Here is a 14,511-nt window from a genome sequence, read left to right as displayed (position 1 = left end):
GCACTCTTCCCTTCACCTGCCGGGAAAGGGCACGCACGCGATGCCCGTTACCTGTGTTCTGCCCCTTTGTTCCGGTGCGGGCGGCTCGACGGTTGCACCCGGGGCACGGACGCGGAGGGGCCGCCGGATCAGTTCGCGGGGCGCGCGTCGGCGCCGAAGTGGTGGTCGACCGCTCCCGGCAGCCGCCGGACCACCTCGTCCCCCAGCCGCTCGAACTCCCCCCGCAGGAAAGGCGACGCCAGCCGGGCCACCCCGCGGAACTCGATACGGGCGCGGTAGGTCAGCCGGGTCCCGGCGCCGTCTTCCCGGAAGGTCATGTCGTCCGTGGAGGTGGCCGTCCGGTTCCGCCCGACGAAGGTCAGCCGCCGCTCCTCGAACCGCACCAGCCGGTAACGGAGTTCGGTGCGCCGCCCACGGAACTCCGACACGTTCTCCCACTCGGTCCCCTTGCCGACGGGAACCCCGTCCCGTACCGGACGACAGCTCACCGTTCCCGGATCCCACTCCTCCGTATGCGCGAAGTCCGCGAGATACGCCACCACGTCGGGCAGGGCGTGCTGCAGCGTGAGTGTGCGCTCGACCTCGATCATCGGATCTCCCTTGCACGGCGTTCGGAGGGCGTGTTGTACGGAATACGGCGAGTCCTCCTGTCTTCCGGGCGGGACCGCCCGACGGATGCAGCGGATTGGTCACCCGGCAGAGTGTCGAGTCGCCTTCCGTGGGCATCCGGTCTCCACCACCTCCACCACTTCGACACAAGGAGACCTCATGCTCGGCATCGTCGCCGCTGTCCTGTTCTTCATCTCGTTCCTCATCAACGCGGCGGACATATCGACGAACGACGTGTTCACCTCGACCAACGTCATGCTGATCGGTCTCGCCCTCCTCGCCCTGCACGTGGCCGGCGTGGGCAGCGGCTGGGCGACGCGCAGCCGCCGCCGGTGACCGCGGGGCGGGGCCGGCCGACGCCGAACGCGACAGGCCCCGGCCGGCGGCCCCCCTTCGTGTGACTTCCGTGAAGCGACTTGCAACGAAGCCGCTCACCGCGAGATGGTTGCCGGACGGAAACAATCTGTCGTCCGGAAAGGTGGTGGGCCCGCGTGACGCGGGCCCTTGCTTGTGGACACTTCCCAGCAGCCTCCTGCCAGCCCGCGCGGCGTCGGCCTCGGCGCCACGTGGGGATCCGCCCCCTACCCCGTCGTGGTCGCGGACCCATCCGGCGCAGTGATCGACCTGAACACCGCGGCGGCCGCCCTCTTCCCCGGCGCCGTCACCGGCGCGCCCCTGCGGGACGTGGTCCCCGAATGGCTGGCCGAAGCGCACACCCGGCTGCGGGCGTCCGTCCCCGGCCCACGCCGAAGCGGACCCGCGCCGCCCGCCGACGGCCCGGTCGGGGACCGCACGTTCGAGGCGCATCCCACCTGCACCGACGACGGTGACGTCATGTGGTGGCTGGTCGACGACACCGACCGGCGCCTCGCCGAGGACGCCCTCAAGAGCGAACGCCAACGCACCGCCTTCCTGGCCGGCGCCTCCAGCGCCCTGCTGTCCTCGCTGAACGTCGAGCGGTGCATGGAGGTCACGGCCCGGCTGGCGGCGGAACACCTCGCCGACGCCGCCGTGATCGTCGCCCCGCCGCGCGGCCGCAAGGTCCCCCTGACCTTCTGCGGACCCGACGGCACGCTGGTGCACCGCACGGTCATGGAGGACGTCGGCCAACTGCCCGGCCTCGGGGACGCCCTGCGCGGATTCCCGCCCGTGCCCTCCCGCTGGATCGACCCGGCGAGCGTTCCCGCCTGGATCGTGCCCGACGACTTCACGGAACCCGTCGGCTCCGCCGTCGTGACCCCGCTGCCCGGCCACGGCGTACCGGCCGGCGCGCTGATCCTGCTGCGCTCCAGCCACCACGCCGCGTTCACGGAGAGCGAGGAGATCTTCGCCCGCCTCTTCGCCTCGCGAGCCGGCGCCGCCATGTCGGCGGCCCGTATGTACGCCGAGCAGGCCGCCATCACCACCACCCTCATGCGCGAACTGCTGCCGCCCCAGCTGCACAGCGTGCACGGCATCGAGTTCGCCGGGAAATACCGTCCCGCCGGCCAGACCGAGCGGGTCGGCGGCGACTTCTACGACGTCCACCCCGGCACCGACGAGGGGCAGGAATCCCTCGTCGTCCTCGGCGACGTATGCGGCAAGGGCCTCGAAGCCGCCGTGCTGACCGGCAAGATCCGCAACACCGTGCAGGCGCTCCTGCCGCTCGCCTCGGACCACCAACGCCTTCTCGGCCTGCTCAACGGCGCGTTGATGAACTCCCACCACACCCGCTTTGTCACCCTCGCCATGGCCTCCGTCGTCCGCCGGGCCGGAATGGTCCACCTGCGTGTCACCAGCGCGGGCCACCCGCCGCCGCTCATCGTGCGCGCCGACGGCCGGGTCGAACAGGCCAGGACCCGGGGCACCCTCGTCGGCGCGTTCTGGGAGATCAGCTCCACGACCGCGCACATCGAACTCGCCCCCGGCGAGACCTGCCTGTTCTTCACGGACGGCATCACCGAGGCCAGGGGCGGACCGCTGGGCGACGAACTCTTCGGCGTCCAGCGGCTGGAGGCCGCGCTCACCCAGTGCGCCGGCATGCCCGCCGAGGCCGTGGTCGAGCACGTCCAGATGCTCGCCGCGCAGTGGGTCGGACGCGGACTCCACGACGACATGGCCACCGTCGCCGTCACCGCCCCCCACCACGCCCACCTGAGCGCGGTCGACGGCCACACCCGGGGCAGGTACACCGCATGACCGGTTCCACCACCCGGAACGCCGAGGGCGTGGCGCTCGGCCCGGCCAGGGAACACCTCTGGTCGGCCGTCCACACCGGCGACGAGCCCCGCGCCACCGCCGTCGTCCTCGACGCGGTGGCGGCGACCGGCGATGCCGAGACCGTCCTGCTCGACCTGATCGCCCCCGTGCAGGAGAGGGTCGGCGTGGAATGGGCGGCCAACCGTCTCACCGTCGCTCAGGAACACACCGCGACCGCCATCCACGACCGGGTGATCGCCGTGCTCGCCCACCACACCCGCCCTCGCCCGGACGCCGCCCGGAGCGGCCGTATCGCGGTCGCCTGCGTGGACGGCGAGTGGCACGCGCTGCCCGCCCGGCTGCTCGCGGAGACCCTGCGGCTGCGCGGCTGGCGCGTCGACTTCCTCGGCGCCCACGTGCCCACCCCGCACCTCATCGCCCACCTGCACCAGACCGGCCCGGACGCGGTGGCCCTCTCCTCGTCGCTGCCCACCCATCTGCCCGCCGCCCACACCGCCATCACGGCCTGCCAGGCCGCCGGCGTGCCCGTCATCGCGGGCGGCGCCGCCTTCGGCCCCGACGGCCGCTACGCCCGGGCCCTCGGCGCCGACGCCTGGGCGCCCGACGCGCGGAAGGCCGCGTCCGTCCTCGCCGGCGGCCTCGACCGGCCCGATCCGATGGCCGCGCACCAGGCCGTGGACGACCTGCCGCACCTGGCCGACCAGGAGTACACGATCGTCGTCCAGACGGCGCACCGGCTCGTCAGGACCACCCTGACGGCACTGGAGGACCGCTTCCCTCCGATGCGGGGATACACCGAGGAGCAACGCCGGCGCACCGCCGAAGACCTCGCCCATGTCGTGGAGTTCCTGGGCACCTCCCTGTACGTCGACGACGCGGAACTGTTCTCCGGGTTCATCCTGTGGACCGCCGGCATCCTCGCCGCACGCCAGGTCCCCGCCCGCAGCCTCGACCCCGCCCTCGACCTGCTGGCCGTCCAGCTCAAGGATTTCCCGCGCGCCCGCCGCACCCTGGCACACGCGCGAGAGGCGCTCCGCACCCGGAGAACGCCAGCCATCACGATCCCCGGCCCCGGAAAGCCCGCATGACGACTTCGCACCCCCCGTCCTTCTCGCTCACCGTCGAGGCCGAGACCACCGACCTGGTGATCCGCGTCGCGGGCGATCTCGACTACGAGACCTGCGACGAGCTGATGAGGACCGTCGACCAGAACCTCACCGTCCGGCGCACCGCCGAGAGACGGCCCAGCGCCCTGCGCATCGACTTCACCGCACTGCACGGCATCGACTCCATGGGCCTGTCCGCCCTGTTGATGATCCGGCGGCACACCGACGCGGCCGGCATGAGCCTGCACCTGGACGAGCGCCCGCCGCACCTCGAACGGCTGCTGGAGATCACCGGGACCCTCGACCACCTCACCGCGCCCTGCCACCCGACCGGCGCGGAGCAGCGCCCCGGCACCGGCTGACGGGCCGTCAGGCCAGGATCGGGGCCCGCGCGCATGCGACGGCGACAGCTCCGGCGCGGGGCGGGATTCCATCGAATGCGGACCGGATACCAGGGTATTTGCAGCCCTGAGGGCGGCACGGAGGCGGATCACCGCCTCCCGGCCCGCGCTCCGCCGCGCACACCACACGAGGGTGCCGACGGCGGGGCGGACCGCGAGCTGAAGGAGGACGACATGACCGTCGACAGAATCTGGTCCTACGCACCGGAGTTCAACCACCCCGAGGTCCACGAACTGGCCGGCTACAGCGTCGAGGCCACCGACGGGACCATAGGGCACGTGGACCGGCAGGCGGACGACTCCGGGATGCGGCACCTCGTCGTCGACACCGGCGTCTGGGTGTTCGGGAAGAGCGTGCTGGTCCCGGTGGGCGTCGTCAACGGCATCGACACCGACGCCCAGAAGATCACCGTGGCGTGCACCCGCGACGAGATCAAGTCCGCGCCCGTGTTCAAGACCGACCGTGAGACCCTCGACCCGGCCTACCTCACCAGTGTCGGGACCTACTACCAAAGCCTGCCGCCGCGGCAGCCCGCGTGAGCCGTCCCCGCCTGAGCCGTCGCCGGGCGTCGCCCGCGGGCGGCAACACGATGGTCCGCCGCCGCGCATCCGCGAGCGGCTTCCGTGCCGAAACGCACGGGGGACACCCGCGGACCGTGACGTCCGGCCGGGAGGGTGCCCTCGCACGAACAGACGGGAAAGAGTGTTCAGATGTCCGAAGGGTTGGAGGCCACCGTGACGCACGGGGCGGCCCAGGACGCCTTCGTCGTGCGCGTGGGCGGCGACATCGACTACGAGACCGCGAGCAGGCTGGAAGAAGCGCTGGACCTCGCGGAGCGGGTGGGCTCGTCCCGTACGGTGGTGGACCTGTCGGGGACGGCCTTCGCGGACTCGTCCATCCTGCACGTCCTCCTCGAAGCGCAGCGCGCCCACCGGGCTTGCGGCACGCCCATGGTGGTGTGCGGACCGTTCAGTGACATCGTTCGGAGGCTGTTCGACGTGACAGGGACCGAGGGCTTCTTCGTCCTCGCCGACAGTGTCCAGGAAGCGCTGGAACTCCCGGTCACGGCGACCGAGCGATGAACCGGGCCAACCTCCCTGCCGCGACCGGCCCGAGCGCCGGAGCGGGCGGTACGCGGGAATCGGACCTGAGGGAAACCGGCATGACGAACCAGGACGAAACCCCGCGGCTCACCTCGCTCACCGCGCCGACGGCCCGTCCCCTCACGGCCGAACTCGCCGTCACGAGCGCCGCGACCGCGCGCCGTCACGTCCAGGCGCTGGTGCGCCACCACCCGGCCTTCCAGGCCGGCGGGGTGCGCCAGGAAGCGGTCATCGACCTGCTTCTCGTCGTCTCCGAACTGGTCACCAACGCCATCCGGCACGGCGACGGGCTCGCCGGCTTCGCGGCCGTCCCGGCCGACGGCGGCGTACGCCTGGAGGTGCGCGACCACAGCGACGTCGTCCCGATCCACGCCTACGGCACCGGGGAGGTCCCCCGGCACCGGCAGGCGAACGGGTACGGATGGCCGCTGATCATCCGCCTCTCCCGGGACATCACCATCGAACCGTCGCCGGACGGCGGGAAGTCGATCCGGGTGTTCGTACCGCTGGGCTGAATCGACCCCCCTTTCCTGGAGCCGCGGCCCCCGTGCCGCGGCTTCGGCGTGTCCGGCCGCCCTCGTCCGGCCGCCCTCGTCCGGCGGTCCGTCAGCGGGGCGTCGGGGCGGGCGGATTGGAACGGCCACTGGCAGTGGTCGATCGGAACGGCCGGTCGGACGCCCGATCCGAACGGGCGGGCGGACCTGTCGGCCGGAGCGAACGGCGGGTGCCGGGGCCTTCTCCGAAGCTGCCGGCGTTCCGGATTGGTCCCGCGGCGAATTTCCCCCGAACCGGGGAATCCCCGAACTCCGACCAATCCGTGCCCGCCCCGGCGCCGGATTCCCCGTGTGAGCCGGAAAACGAGGAGTTCGACAACCGCCCCCGGGCGTACGGCAGGTGCCCCGAACGGGCCCGCCCTTTCGTTCTCCACGGAATTCCCGCTCGAAAACCACGGCATTTGCCGGCCTGCGCCGCGAATGCCGCTTCGTTCCGACAGGAGAACCTCATGAGCATGCGTATCCGTCACGTCGCGGTCGCCTTCGCCACTGCCGCTGTACTGCCGATCGCCCTGACGGCGTGTTCCAGCGACAGCAAGGACAGCGACGCGTCGAGTTCGGCGAAGGCCTCGGCCTCCGCGCCGGCCTCGGACGACGCCTCCACCGGTTCGTCGGGCATGGCGGGCAGCTCCGACGAACCGTTCGGCCCGGGCTGCGCCTCGGTCCCCAAGGACGGCGCGGGCTCCTTCGACGGCATGGCCAAGGACCCGGTGGCGACCGCCGCGTCGAACAACCCGGCGCTGTCGACCCTGGTGACGGCCGTGAAGAAGGCCGGCCTCGTGGACACGCTGAACAACGCGGAGAACATCACCGTGTTCGCGCCGACGAACGACGCGTTCGCGAAGATTCCGAAGGCGACCCTCGACAAGGTTCTCGCCGACAAGGCACAGCTCACGAAGATCCTGACCTACCACGTCGTGGGCCAGAAGCTGACTCCGAAGGACCTGGAGAAGGGTTCGTACGACACGCTGGAGAAGAGCAAGCTGACGACCAGCGGTTCGGGGGAGTCGTACACCGTGAACGACTCCGCCAAGGTGGTGTGCGGCAATGTGAAGACCGCCAACGCCAACGTCTACATCATCGACACCGTCCTGATGCCCAAGAGCTGACACGGCGTCGCGGCGGCCCCGCGGGAGACGGCCACGGGGCCGCGAGGACCTTCCAGGACCTTCCGGTGGCGGGCAAAGACTTCCTGCGGCGGGCAGGAAAAGGGGAGTGACCGGGACACGCGTCCGTCCCGGTCACTCCCCGCCTCCATGCCGGTAGCCCGGCTGGGCGCCGTGCCCGGTGCTGAGCGCCGGCACGCTCCCCCGAGACCGGTGACGGTGGCCGGAGGCGTTACCCGGCCCCGGTGGCCGTGAGGGTGACGGTGGGTCGGGCCGAGTTGCTACACCAGCCCCGTCACCGTCACCCGTACCGACGCCTTGCCGTCCGGGAGCAGGACCGCCAGCGACTCCTCCACGGCCTGGCGGGTGGCGCGGGCCACGTCCACGCTGCGGCGCTCCTTGCGCGCCACGATCCGCACGTCCACCTCCCACGGCTCCGACTCCTCGCGGCGCGTCACCCGGATCCCCGCCGTACGCGCGCCGGGCCGCGCGGGCTCCGCGCCCGTGCGCGAGCGCAGCAGGTCGGTGAGGCCCGGCTTCAGGAACGCGACCCCCGGCACGTCGAGCACCGTGCGGGCCAGCGCCTCCGTCAGCGTGTCGTGCGCGGCGTACCGCGTCATCGGTCCCGGCCTTCCTCGAAGTCGGCCACGGGGCCGAGCAGATCGGTGATACGGATGTCCACGGCCGTCACGTCCATCCCCAGCCGGACGCGCGCCGTGTCGAGCACCTGGTCCCGCACCTGTTCGGCGAGGTGGTCCAGCGCGGCGCCGGGGGGCGCGACGATGTCCAGCCGCACGTCCAGCCCGGCGACACCGCCCGACACGGACGGCTCGCGCGGGACGATCCGGCACGAGCCCGCCCGGACCCCGGCGACCGTCTCCCCGGCGGTGCGCAGCGCCCGGGCCGCCACCGCCTCCATGATCCACAGATCCTCGGCAGGCTCGCCGAGCGGAAGCGGTCTGCCCGGCCGCAGTTCGACCCTGACCACCTCCATCACCCGGCGCGTCAGGGGAGTGACGTCGTACGAGGCGACGGCGTCCGTCTCCTCGCGCAGGCTGCCGACGAGGGACTCCAGCCGGGTCCATTCGCCGAGCGCACGACCGCAGTGCGGGCACTGCTCCCCATGGGCGTCAGAACGGCCGGGGTCCTCCGCGATCTCCCAGACCTCGGAGAGCGGGCGGCCGCACGGCAGCAGTTCGTCGTCCTCGTCGGGAACGAGCCGGCGGTCCGGCGGACCGGAGTGGTGGGTCATCGCCAAGCCCCCATCGCTTGTGTCAGTCGGTGTCGTGCGCGGAAGACGCGGGCGCGGACCGCCTGCTGGCTGATTCCGACGGTGTCCGCGATGAACTCGTAGGAGCGGCCGTCCAGTTCGCGCAGCACCCAGCAGGTCCGCTGTTCCGCGGAGAGGTCGGCGAGCGCGGTCTGCAGCGCGTCGAGCGCCGCCCGGGACTCCGCCAGCCGGGCGGGCGAGGCGACGTGCTCCGGGGCCGCGACCTCCGCGACCGTGTCGAGGCCGCTCTCCGGCCGCCTGGCCCGCAGCACGTTGAGACAGCGATGGGTGACGATCCGGTATATCCAGGTGCCGAACGAGGACCTGCCCTGGAACTCGGGCAGCTTGCGCCACGCGCTCACGAAGGCGTCCTGCACGGCGTCCTCGGCCTCCGAACGGCTGCCGAGCAGCCGCGCGGCCAGCCCCACCAGGCGCGGGGCATGCCGGCGTACGAGCGCCTCGAAGGCTTCCTCGTCGCCCTCGGCCGCCCGGGCGGCCAGCAGCGCGTCCTCGGTCGCGACGTCCGCCGGCTCGGTGATCTGTGTCTGGGCCCCCGGCACTCGGTGGCTCCTCTCGCTTGCCTCTGCGGGTTGGACACACCTGCGCGGTTGTCTGTTACGCACCCGATGCGCCCGTGGATGCGCCCGCACCCTCCTCCTTTCCGCCGAGCCCGGACGCACTCCGGAAAAAGAACGCGCGCCGGCGGCGTAACAGAACGGCCCGCGGCGGGTCTCTCGTGGTGAAGGCGGTCCACAGCGACCGAAGACACAGCGACCGAAGACACACAGCGACTGAAGTGGGAGATCGTCATGACTACCCAGCAGACGGCACCGGAGGCCCGCCGCGAGGCCGACTCCTCCCGTCCCGAGTCCGCCCCGTCCGGGCGGCTGACCGGCCCCGCCGGTGTCACCGGATCGACCACGCTGAGCGGCGGTCTGTCCGGCGCGGGCGCACCGGCCGACAGCCGGGGCAAGACGTCCATCGCCGACGTCGTCGTCGTGAAGATCGCCGGTATCGCGGCGCGCGAGATCCCGGGTGTGTACGACATGGGCGGCGGCCTGTCCCGCACGATCGGCGCGGTGCGCGACCGCGTACCCGGCGGCCGTCCGAACGTGGGACGCGGAGTCAAGGTCGAGGTCGGCGAGCGCCAGACCGCGATCGACCTCGACCTGGTGGTCGAGTACGGGGTGCCCATCACGGACGTCGCGCGTGACGTCCGGGAGAACGTGGTCTCCGCGGTGGAGCGCATCACCGGACTGGAGGTCGTGGAGGTGAACGTCACGGTCAACGACGTACATCTTCCCGAGGAAGAGGGCGAGGAGGCGTACGGGGACTCGCGCGTGGAATGAGAGCCCCGATCGGCCCCTGTCCGGACCCGGGTCGAAAGCGCCGGCCCGGCCGGCGGTGAGAGGTGAGGAATGAGCAGAGCAATCGTCGGCATGTTCGCGGGCATGGCCCTGGCGTTCGCCGGCTACTTCGGCGGATTCGGCGCGTTCCTGCTGGTGGCGGCTCTCGGCGCCGTCGGATACGCCGTGGGCCGCTACCTGGAGGGCGGAGCCCGTCGTGAGGACCTGCGGGTCCTCTTCGAGCGGAGGAACCGATGACGGCACCGGCGGTGCGCGGTACCACCACCGTCTCGGAGAAGGCCGTGCGCAAGATCGCCGAGCGCGCGGCCTCCGAGGCCCTCCCCGATCACGTACGTCCGACGGCCCGGGGTTCGGCGGCCGTGCGCGGCCGGCGGGCCGCGGTCTCCCTCGGCGTCACCCTGCCCTACCCGGCGCCGCTCGCCGCGACCGCCGAGCGCGTGCAGCGGCATGTCACGGACCGGACGGGCCGGCTCACCGGACTCCAGCTCGGGCCCGCGCGGGTCACCGTGACCGGGCTCGCCGGCCCGGCGCGGCCGTCCGCGCCGACGCTGGTGAAGCCCGCGCTGACCGGCCCGGCGCCACGGCGCCCGTGGTCGGCGCGGCGCGTTCCGGCCGTGTGCCTCGCCCTCGTCGCGGCCCTCGCCTGCGGCGCGGTGGCCGTCGACGTACTGCGGGTCCACCTCGCCGGACAGCAGGCCGCCGCCTGGCGGACCGACCTGCTGGACACACTGGAGCGCCGGGGGCCTGCGGACCTTCCGGTCCTCTTCGGGCTCGTTCTCGCGGTCGCCGGTCTGTGGCTCTGCGCGCTCGCCCTGACGCCGGGCCGGCGCGGCCTGTTGAGCGCGGCCACACCGGGCCTGAACGCGGCCGTGGACCGCACGGCGGTCGCGTCGGTGATCCGCGAGGCGGTCGCGGACGTCCCCGGTATCGACCAGGTCCGGGTACGCGTCGGCCGCCGACGCGCCCGCGTCCGGGCAGCCCTGGCCTTCGGCGAACGGGACGGCGCGGCCCAGGCCGTGGTCGCCGCCGCCCACCGGGCCCTGGACGACTGCGTGTTGCGCCGGGCTCCGCGCCTGCGCGTCTCCGTACGGCCCACACCGGCCTGGCAGCCCCCGGGCACGGAACCCGGCAGACCGGTAGGTGCGCCGCCGGAGTTCCGGACGGGCGAAGCCGTACCCGATGAGTACCGAGCGCCCGAGCCCGCGTCGCCCGTGGGGCCCAGATCCGCGGAGCAGTTCCCTGCCGCGCCGTGGATCGCTGAGGCGGCCCGGGACGCGGCACCGGCGGACCGCGCCGAGCCCGTCCGACCCGCAGGAAGCGAGGCGTGATGGAACAGCCGTCCGGCACGGTCAACCGTGCCGTCCTGGCCGTAGCGGGACTCGCCCTGCTCGCGGCCGGCGTCTGGTCGGCGACCGCCGGCCCGTCCGTGGCCGACCGGCTGCCGGGGTGGTGGCCGAAGGCGGACGCCGACGCCGTGTGGGTCTCCGCCTCCCAGGTGGCCGGCCTGCGCGACCACACCTGGTGGATTCCCGTCGTTGTCGCCGCGACGGTGCTCGCCGCGCTGCTCTGCCTCCTGTGGGCGGCGAGCCGGCTGCGCGGCGGGACCAGTCCGCGCCTCACCCTCACCTCCCGGGGCGCCGTCCTGCGCACCCGGGCGCTCGCCGACATGCTCACCCGGCGCACCTCCGCCGTCCCCGGCGTCGCCCACAGCCGCGTCGCCGTCCGCGCCCGCCGCGGCCGGCTGTACGTCCGCGCCCACGTCCGGCTCGCCCCGGACACCGCACCGAACGGAGTTCTCTTGACCCTGGCCGCGCTCGTCGAGGAAGCACGGGCCGCGGCCGCCCCGTGCCGGGTCCTCACCCACGTACGGATCAGCAGCCGTTCGCACCGGACCGCGCATGTCCGCTGAGTCCGGACCCAACAGCGCGATCGACACGGTGCGGCCCGCCGCGCTGTGCGGCACCCGCCGCAGGCTGCCCGCCCTGTGGTGGCCGGCCCTGCGGCGCACCCCGGTGTCGATGTGGAACGACGACGTCTCCGACTGGGCCGCCGCCCTGACCTACTACGCGACCCTGGCGGTGCTGCCGGCCATGCTCGTCATGGTCGTCGCCTTCGGCCTGATCAGCCCCGACACCGCCGAGCAGTTCATCGCCCACGTCACCGCCTACGCGCCCGCCCAGTCCGGGGCCGAACTGCACCAGGCGCTGGGGGAGATGCTGCGGCAGCGCTCGGCGGCCTGGACCCTGCTCGTCGCGGGCGCGGCCAGCGCGCTCTGGTCGGCCTCCAGCTATCTCGCGGTGTTCCGCCGCGCCCTGCACCGGATGCACGAGGTGGCGGACAGCCGCTCGGCCTGGCGCACCGCGCACCGGCTGGTGCTGACCGCGCTGGCACTGCTCGGCCTGCTCGTCGTGAGCGCCCTCGTGCTGCTGCTGACCGGCCCCGTGGCGGAGGCCATCGGGCGTGTCGTCGGCATCGACGGCCAGGTGGCGGTGGCCTGGGGCCTGCTCCGCTGGCCCCTGCTGCTGTGCCTGGTCGCCCTGTTGGTCGTCGTCGTCTTCCACACGGGCCCCCGGGTCGCCCGGCGCCGCCGCTACAGCCTGCCCGGCGGCGTCCTCGCCGCGTTCCTCTGGCTGGTCGTCTCCGCCGGATTCGCCGTCTACGCCTCCACGTTCGGCAGCTACAGCCGGCTCTACGGCTCGCTCGCGGGCCCCGTCGTTTTCCTCGTCTGGCTGTGGCTGTCCAACCTCGCGCTCCTGGCCGGCGCCCAGTTCGCCGCCGAGCTGAGCGAGGCCGCGACGAGCCAGGAGAACGCAACAGTTTGAGATCCGAAGGTTTGTCCAGGCCTATTCGGCGCACACGGACTGTGGACATCAATTCTGTAGGGACGGTGGAGGAACTGTGGGCATCATCGCGTGGATTCTGATCGGGTTGCTTGCCGGCGCCATCGCCAAGCTGCTCCTGCCGGGCAAGGACCCGGGCGGCATCATCGTCACCATGCTGATCGGCATCGCCGGCGGCCTGCTGGGCGGCTGGCTCGGCAAGGTCATCTTCAACGTGGACTCGATTGACGGGTTCTTCGACCTGTCGACGTGGATCGCCGCCATCGTCGGATCGCTGATCCTGCTGGTTCTGTACCGCGTGCTGACCGGCAACCGCCGTTCGCACCGGCACGCCTAGGAGTTCGCACTCCCACGACGCGTCATGACTCACGGCTCGGGGCCGGCACCGGAAACTTCCGGATGCCGGCCCCGAGCCGTTTCCGTTTCAACGGCGGCTCCGGAAAGCAGGGTTGGCGCATTCCTGGGAGCATGCGCCTCCGGCGGCCGAGGCGCCCTCCCCGTCCGCCATATGACCTGCGATGATCGTCGGACACCGTGTGCCCCGTCCGGACACCCGCCCCGGCCCGCCCGAGCGCCTTCCGGGCCGGCCCACGCGGGGCGCGCCACCGCCCGTGAGGAGTCCGAGTGACGTACGACGTCGGCGCGCTGCGCGCCGAGATCCCCGCCCTGCAGTCCGGTGTCGCCCACTTCGACGGGCCGGGCGGAACGCAGACCCCGGCCCGGGTCGCCCGGGAGGTCGCCGACGCGCTCACCGGCCCACTGTCGATCCGGGGAAGCCTGACGCCGGGGGAGACGAACGCGGAGACCCGCGTCCGGGAGTTCCGGCGGGCGATGGCCGACCTGGTGGGCGGCGATCCCTCCGGTGTCGTCTTCGGCCGCAGCGCCACCCAGCTCACGTACGACTTCGCCCACACCCTCGCGAAGGACTGGGCGCCCGGTGACGAGGTCGTGGTCAGCCGGCTCGACCACGACGCGAACATCCGCCCCTGGATCCAGGCCGCGGCACGGGCCGAAGCCGTGGTGCGCTGGGCCGACTTCGACCCGGCGACGGGCGAACTCCCGCCCTCGGCCGTGGGCGACCTGCTGACCGACCGCACCCGGCTCGTCGCCGTGACCGCCGCCTCCAACCTGATCGGCACGATCCCCGACGTCGCCGCGATCGCGCGGCTCGTCCACCGCCACCCGCGGGCCCTGCTCCTCGTGGACGGGGTGCACTACGCCGCCCACGCCTCCGTGGACCTCGCCACGCTCGGCGCGGACTTCTTCGTGTGCTCGCCCTACAAGTTCCTCGGCCCCCACCACGGCGTCCTGGTCGCCGCCCCCGAACTGCTGGAGGGGCTGCGGCCGGACAAACTGCTGCCGTCCACCGACGCCGTGCCCGAGCGCTTCGAACTCGGCACCCTGCCCTACGAGGTGCTCGCCGGTACCACCGCCGCCGTCGATCTGCTCGCCGGGCTCGCACCGGAGGCGACGGGCGATCGCCGCGACCGGCTGCGGGCCGCGTTCACGGCCGTCGAGCGCCACGAGGACGCGCTGCGCGGCGAGGTGGAGGCGGGCCTCGCCGAACTGCCCGGCGTGACCGTCCACTCCCGGGCGGCCCGACGCACCCCCACCCTGCTGCTGACCTTCGAGGGCCGGGACACGGCCGACGCCTACCGGTTCCTGGCGGCCCGAGGCGTGCACGCGCCCGCCGGTTCGTTCTACGCCCTGGAGGCGTCCCGCCACCTCGGCCTCGGCGACACCGGCGGGCTCCGGGTGGGCCTGTCGCCCTACAACGACAAGGACGACGTGGCGCGGCTGTTGGAGGGGCTGGCCGCGTTCCTGCGGTCCTCGTGACGGGGAGCGGGCCCCGGGGCGTGGCCTGACGCCGGTGTCGCACGTCTCACCGCCGTCACCGCCGCCATCGTCGCCGTCACGGGTGTTGCCGGTCTCGCGGGTGTCGGCGGTGTCGCGCG

At 72.9% G+C, this 14,511-nt stretch carries 19 protein-coding genes; 15 read left to right on the top strand and 4 right to left on the bottom strand.

Annotated elements, in window-relative coordinates; translation table 11 throughout:
* Window positions 1–128 precede the first annotated feature (128 nt).
* Window positions 129–590: an SRPBCC family protein gene (locus AB0912_RS07310; protein ID WP_366696977.1), complete on the bottom strand. Its 462-nt coding sequence runs from the start codon at window positions 588–590 to the stop codon at window positions 129–131.
* Window positions 591–768: 178 nt separating this feature from the next.
* Here AB0912_RS07310 and AB0912_RS07305 point away from each other — a divergent pair, with 178 nt between their 5' ends.
* From AB0912_RS07305 to AB0912_RS07270, 8 genes are all read left to right on the top strand, one after another.
* Window positions 769–945: a hypothetical protein gene (locus AB0912_RS07305; protein WP_203659033.1), complete on the top strand. Its 177-nt coding sequence runs from the start codon at window positions 769–771 to the stop codon at window positions 943–945.
* Window positions 946–1,224: 279 nt separating this feature from the next.
* A complete protein-coding gene (locus AB0912_RS07300) occupies window positions 1,225–2,787 on the top strand; it encodes a GAF domain-containing SpoIIE family protein phosphatase (RefSeq protein WP_366696976.1) in 1,563 nt (520 codons plus the stop codon).
* Window positions 2,784–3,896 (top strand): cobalamin-dependent protein, encoded by a 1,113-nt coding sequence (locus AB0912_RS07295; protein ID WP_366696975.1) that lies wholly within the window; start codon window positions 2,784–2,786, stop codon window positions 3,894–3,896. Before AB0912_RS07300 ends, AB0912_RS07295 begins: the two co-directional genes overlap by 4 nt.
* Window positions 3,893–4,276 carry an STAS domain-containing protein gene (locus AB0912_RS07290; RefSeq protein ID WP_366696974.1) on the top strand — a complete coding sequence of 128 codons (384 nt, stop codon included), beginning with the start codon at window positions 3,893–3,895 and terminating at the stop codon, window positions 4,274–4,276. The genes AB0912_RS07295 and AB0912_RS07290 overlap by 4 nt, the downstream gene beginning before the upstream one ends.
* A 213-nt stretch (window positions 4,277–4,489) precedes the next feature.
* Window positions 4,490–4,855: a PRC-barrel domain-containing protein gene (locus tag AB0912_RS07285; RefSeq protein ID WP_366696973.1), complete on the top strand. Its 366-nt coding sequence runs from the start codon at window positions 4,490–4,492 to the stop codon at window positions 4,853–4,855.
* Window positions 4,856–5,026: 171 nt separating this feature from the next.
* Window positions 5,027–5,398 carry an STAS domain-containing protein gene (locus AB0912_RS07280; protein ID WP_366696972.1) on the top strand — a complete coding sequence of 124 codons (372 nt, stop codon included), beginning with the start codon at window positions 5,027–5,029 and terminating at the stop codon, window positions 5,396–5,398.
* Window positions 5,399–5,478: 80 nt separating this feature from the next.
* Window positions 5,479–5,934: an ATP-binding protein gene (locus tag AB0912_RS07275; RefSeq protein WP_366696971.1), complete on the top strand. Its 456-nt coding sequence runs from the start codon at window positions 5,479–5,481 to the stop codon at window positions 5,932–5,934.
* 488 nt (window positions 5,935–6,422) lie between these two features.
* A complete protein-coding gene (locus AB0912_RS07270; RefSeq protein WP_366696970.1) occupies window positions 6,423–7,082 on the top strand; it encodes a fasciclin domain-containing protein in 660 nt (219 codons plus the stop codon).
* A gap of 278 nt (window positions 7,083–7,360) precedes the next feature.
* Here the strand turns inward: AB0912_RS07270 and AB0912_RS07265 are convergent, their stop codons facing one another.
* Genes AB0912_RS07265 through AB0912_RS07255 form a run of 3 tightly spaced genes read right to left on the bottom strand, consistent with a single transcriptional unit; the run spans window position 7,361 to window position 8,909 of the window.
* On the bottom strand, window positions 7,361–7,699 hold the full coding sequence (locus AB0912_RS07265) for an Asp23/Gls24 family envelope stress response protein (protein WP_366696969.1): 339 nt from the start codon (window positions 7,697–7,699) through the stop codon (window positions 7,361–7,363).
* Complete coding sequence (locus AB0912_RS07260; protein ID WP_366696968.1) at window positions 7,696–8,331, bottom strand: Asp23/Gls24 family envelope stress response protein; 636 nt, start codon at window positions 8,329–8,331, stop codon at window positions 7,696–7,698. Before AB0912_RS07260 ends, AB0912_RS07265 begins: the two co-directional genes overlap by 4 nt.
* A complete protein-coding gene (locus AB0912_RS07255; RefSeq protein ID WP_366696967.1) occupies window positions 8,328–8,909 on the bottom strand; it encodes a sigma-70 family RNA polymerase sigma factor in 582 nt (193 codons plus the stop codon). Before AB0912_RS07255 ends, AB0912_RS07260 begins: the two co-directional genes overlap by 4 nt.
* A gap of 249 nt (window positions 8,910–9,158) precedes the next feature.
* Between AB0912_RS07255 and AB0912_RS07250 the strand changes: the two genes are divergently transcribed.
* The 7 genes from AB0912_RS07250 to AB0912_RS07220 all read left to right on the top strand — a co-directional run bounded on the left by AB0912_RS07250 (window position 9,159) and on the right by AB0912_RS07220 (window position 14,392).
* Window positions 9,159–9,698, top strand: a complete 540-nt coding sequence (locus AB0912_RS07250; RefSeq protein ID WP_366696966.1) for an Asp23/Gls24 family envelope stress response protein — start codon at window positions 9,159–9,161, stop codon at window positions 9,696–9,698.
* A 69-nt stretch (window positions 9,699–9,767) separates the two neighbouring features.
* A complete protein-coding gene (locus tag AB0912_RS07245) occupies window positions 9,768–9,953 on the top strand; it encodes a hypothetical protein (RefSeq protein ID WP_366696965.1) in 186 nt (61 codons plus the stop codon).
* Complete coding sequence (locus AB0912_RS07240; RefSeq protein WP_366696964.1) at window positions 9,950–11,044, top strand: DUF6286 domain-containing Asp23/Gls24 family envelope stress response protein; 1,095 nt, start codon at window positions 9,950–9,952, stop codon at window positions 11,042–11,044. The genes AB0912_RS07245 and AB0912_RS07240 overlap by 4 nt, the downstream gene beginning before the upstream one ends.
* Window positions 11,044–11,625 carry a hypothetical protein gene (locus tag AB0912_RS07235; RefSeq protein WP_366696963.1) on the top strand — a complete coding sequence of 194 codons (582 nt, stop codon included), beginning with the start codon at window positions 11,044–11,046 and terminating at the stop codon, window positions 11,623–11,625. Before AB0912_RS07240 ends, AB0912_RS07235 begins: the two co-directional genes overlap by 1 nt.
* Window positions 11,626–11,734: 109 nt before the next feature.
* Window positions 11,735–12,538: a YihY/virulence factor BrkB family protein gene (locus tag AB0912_RS07230; protein ID WP_366697039.1), complete on the top strand. Its 804-nt coding sequence runs from the start codon at window positions 11,735–11,737 to the stop codon at window positions 12,536–12,538.
* A 76-nt stretch (window positions 12,539–12,614) separates the two neighbouring features.
* Window positions 12,615–12,893, top strand: coding sequence for a GlsB/YeaQ/YmgE family stress response membrane protein (locus AB0912_RS07225; RefSeq protein WP_366696962.1), 279 nt, complete (start codon window positions 12,615–12,617; stop codon window positions 12,891–12,893).
* 287 nt (window positions 12,894–13,180) lie between these two features.
* Window positions 13,181–14,392 carry a cysteine desulfurase-like protein gene (locus AB0912_RS07220; protein ID WP_366696961.1) on the top strand — a complete coding sequence of 404 codons (1,212 nt, stop codon included), beginning with the start codon at window positions 13,181–13,183 and terminating at the stop codon, window positions 14,390–14,392.
* Window positions 14,393–14,511: the final 119 nt, after the last annotated feature.

The sequence above is a fragment of the Streptomyces sp. NPDC007084 genome, assembly GCF_040703595.1.
Lineage (GTDB): Bacteria > Actinomycetota > Actinomycetes > Streptomycetales > Streptomycetaceae > Streptomyces.
This window is presented reverse-complemented; position numbering and strand designations above follow the sequence as displayed.

Coding starts and splice junctions, on each gene's coding strand:
- AB0912_RS07310 (WP_366696977.1), bottom strand. CDS start 590: ATGATCGAGGTCGAGCGCACACTCACGCTGCAGCACGCCCTGCCCGAC.
- AB0912_RS07305 (WP_203659033.1), top strand. CDS start 769: ATGCTCGGCATCGTCGCCGCTGTCCTGTTCTTCATCTCGTTCCTCATC.
- AB0912_RS07295 (WP_366696975.1), top strand. CDS start 2,784: ATGACCGGTTCCACCACCCGGAACGCCGAGGGCGTGGCGCTCGGCCCG.
- AB0912_RS07290 (WP_366696974.1), top strand. CDS start 3,893: ATGACGACTTCGCACCCCCCGTCCTTCTCGCTCACCGTCGAGGCCGAG.
- AB0912_RS07285 (WP_366696973.1), top strand. CDS start 4,490: ATGACCGTCGACAGAATCTGGTCCTACGCACCGGAGTTCAACCACCCC.
- AB0912_RS07280 (WP_366696972.1), top strand. CDS start 5,027: ATGTCCGAAGGGTTGGAGGCCACCGTGACGCACGGGGCGGCCCAGGAC.
- AB0912_RS07275 (WP_366696971.1), top strand. CDS start 5,479: ATGACGAACCAGGACGAAACCCCGCGGCTCACCTCGCTCACCGCGCCG.
- AB0912_RS07270 (WP_366696970.1), top strand. CDS start 6,423: ATGAGCATGCGTATCCGTCACGTCGCGGTCGCCTTCGCCACTGCCGCT.
- AB0912_RS07265 (WP_366696969.1), bottom strand. CDS start 7,699: ATGACGCGGTACGCCGCGCACGACACGCTGACGGAGGCGCTGGCCCGC.
- AB0912_RS07260 (WP_366696968.1), bottom strand. CDS start 8,331: ATGACCCACCACTCCGGTCCGCCGGACCGCCGGCTCGTTCCCGACGAG.
- AB0912_RS07250 (WP_366696966.1), top strand. CDS start 9,159: ATGACTACCCAGCAGACGGCACCGGAGGCCCGCCGCGAGGCCGACTCC.
- AB0912_RS07245 (WP_366696965.1), top strand. CDS start 9,768: ATGAGCAGAGCAATCGTCGGCATGTTCGCGGGCATGGCCCTGGCGTTC.
- AB0912_RS07240 (WP_366696964.1), top strand. CDS start 9,950: ATGACGGCACCGGCGGTGCGCGGTACCACCACCGTCTCGGAGAAGGCC.
- AB0912_RS07235 (WP_366696963.1), top strand. CDS start 11,044: ATGGAACAGCCGTCCGGCACGGTCAACCGTGCCGTCCTGGCCGTAGCG.
- AB0912_RS07230 (WP_366697039.1), top strand. CDS start 11,735: ATGTGGAACGACGACGTCTCCGACTGGGCCGCCGCCCTGACCTACTAC.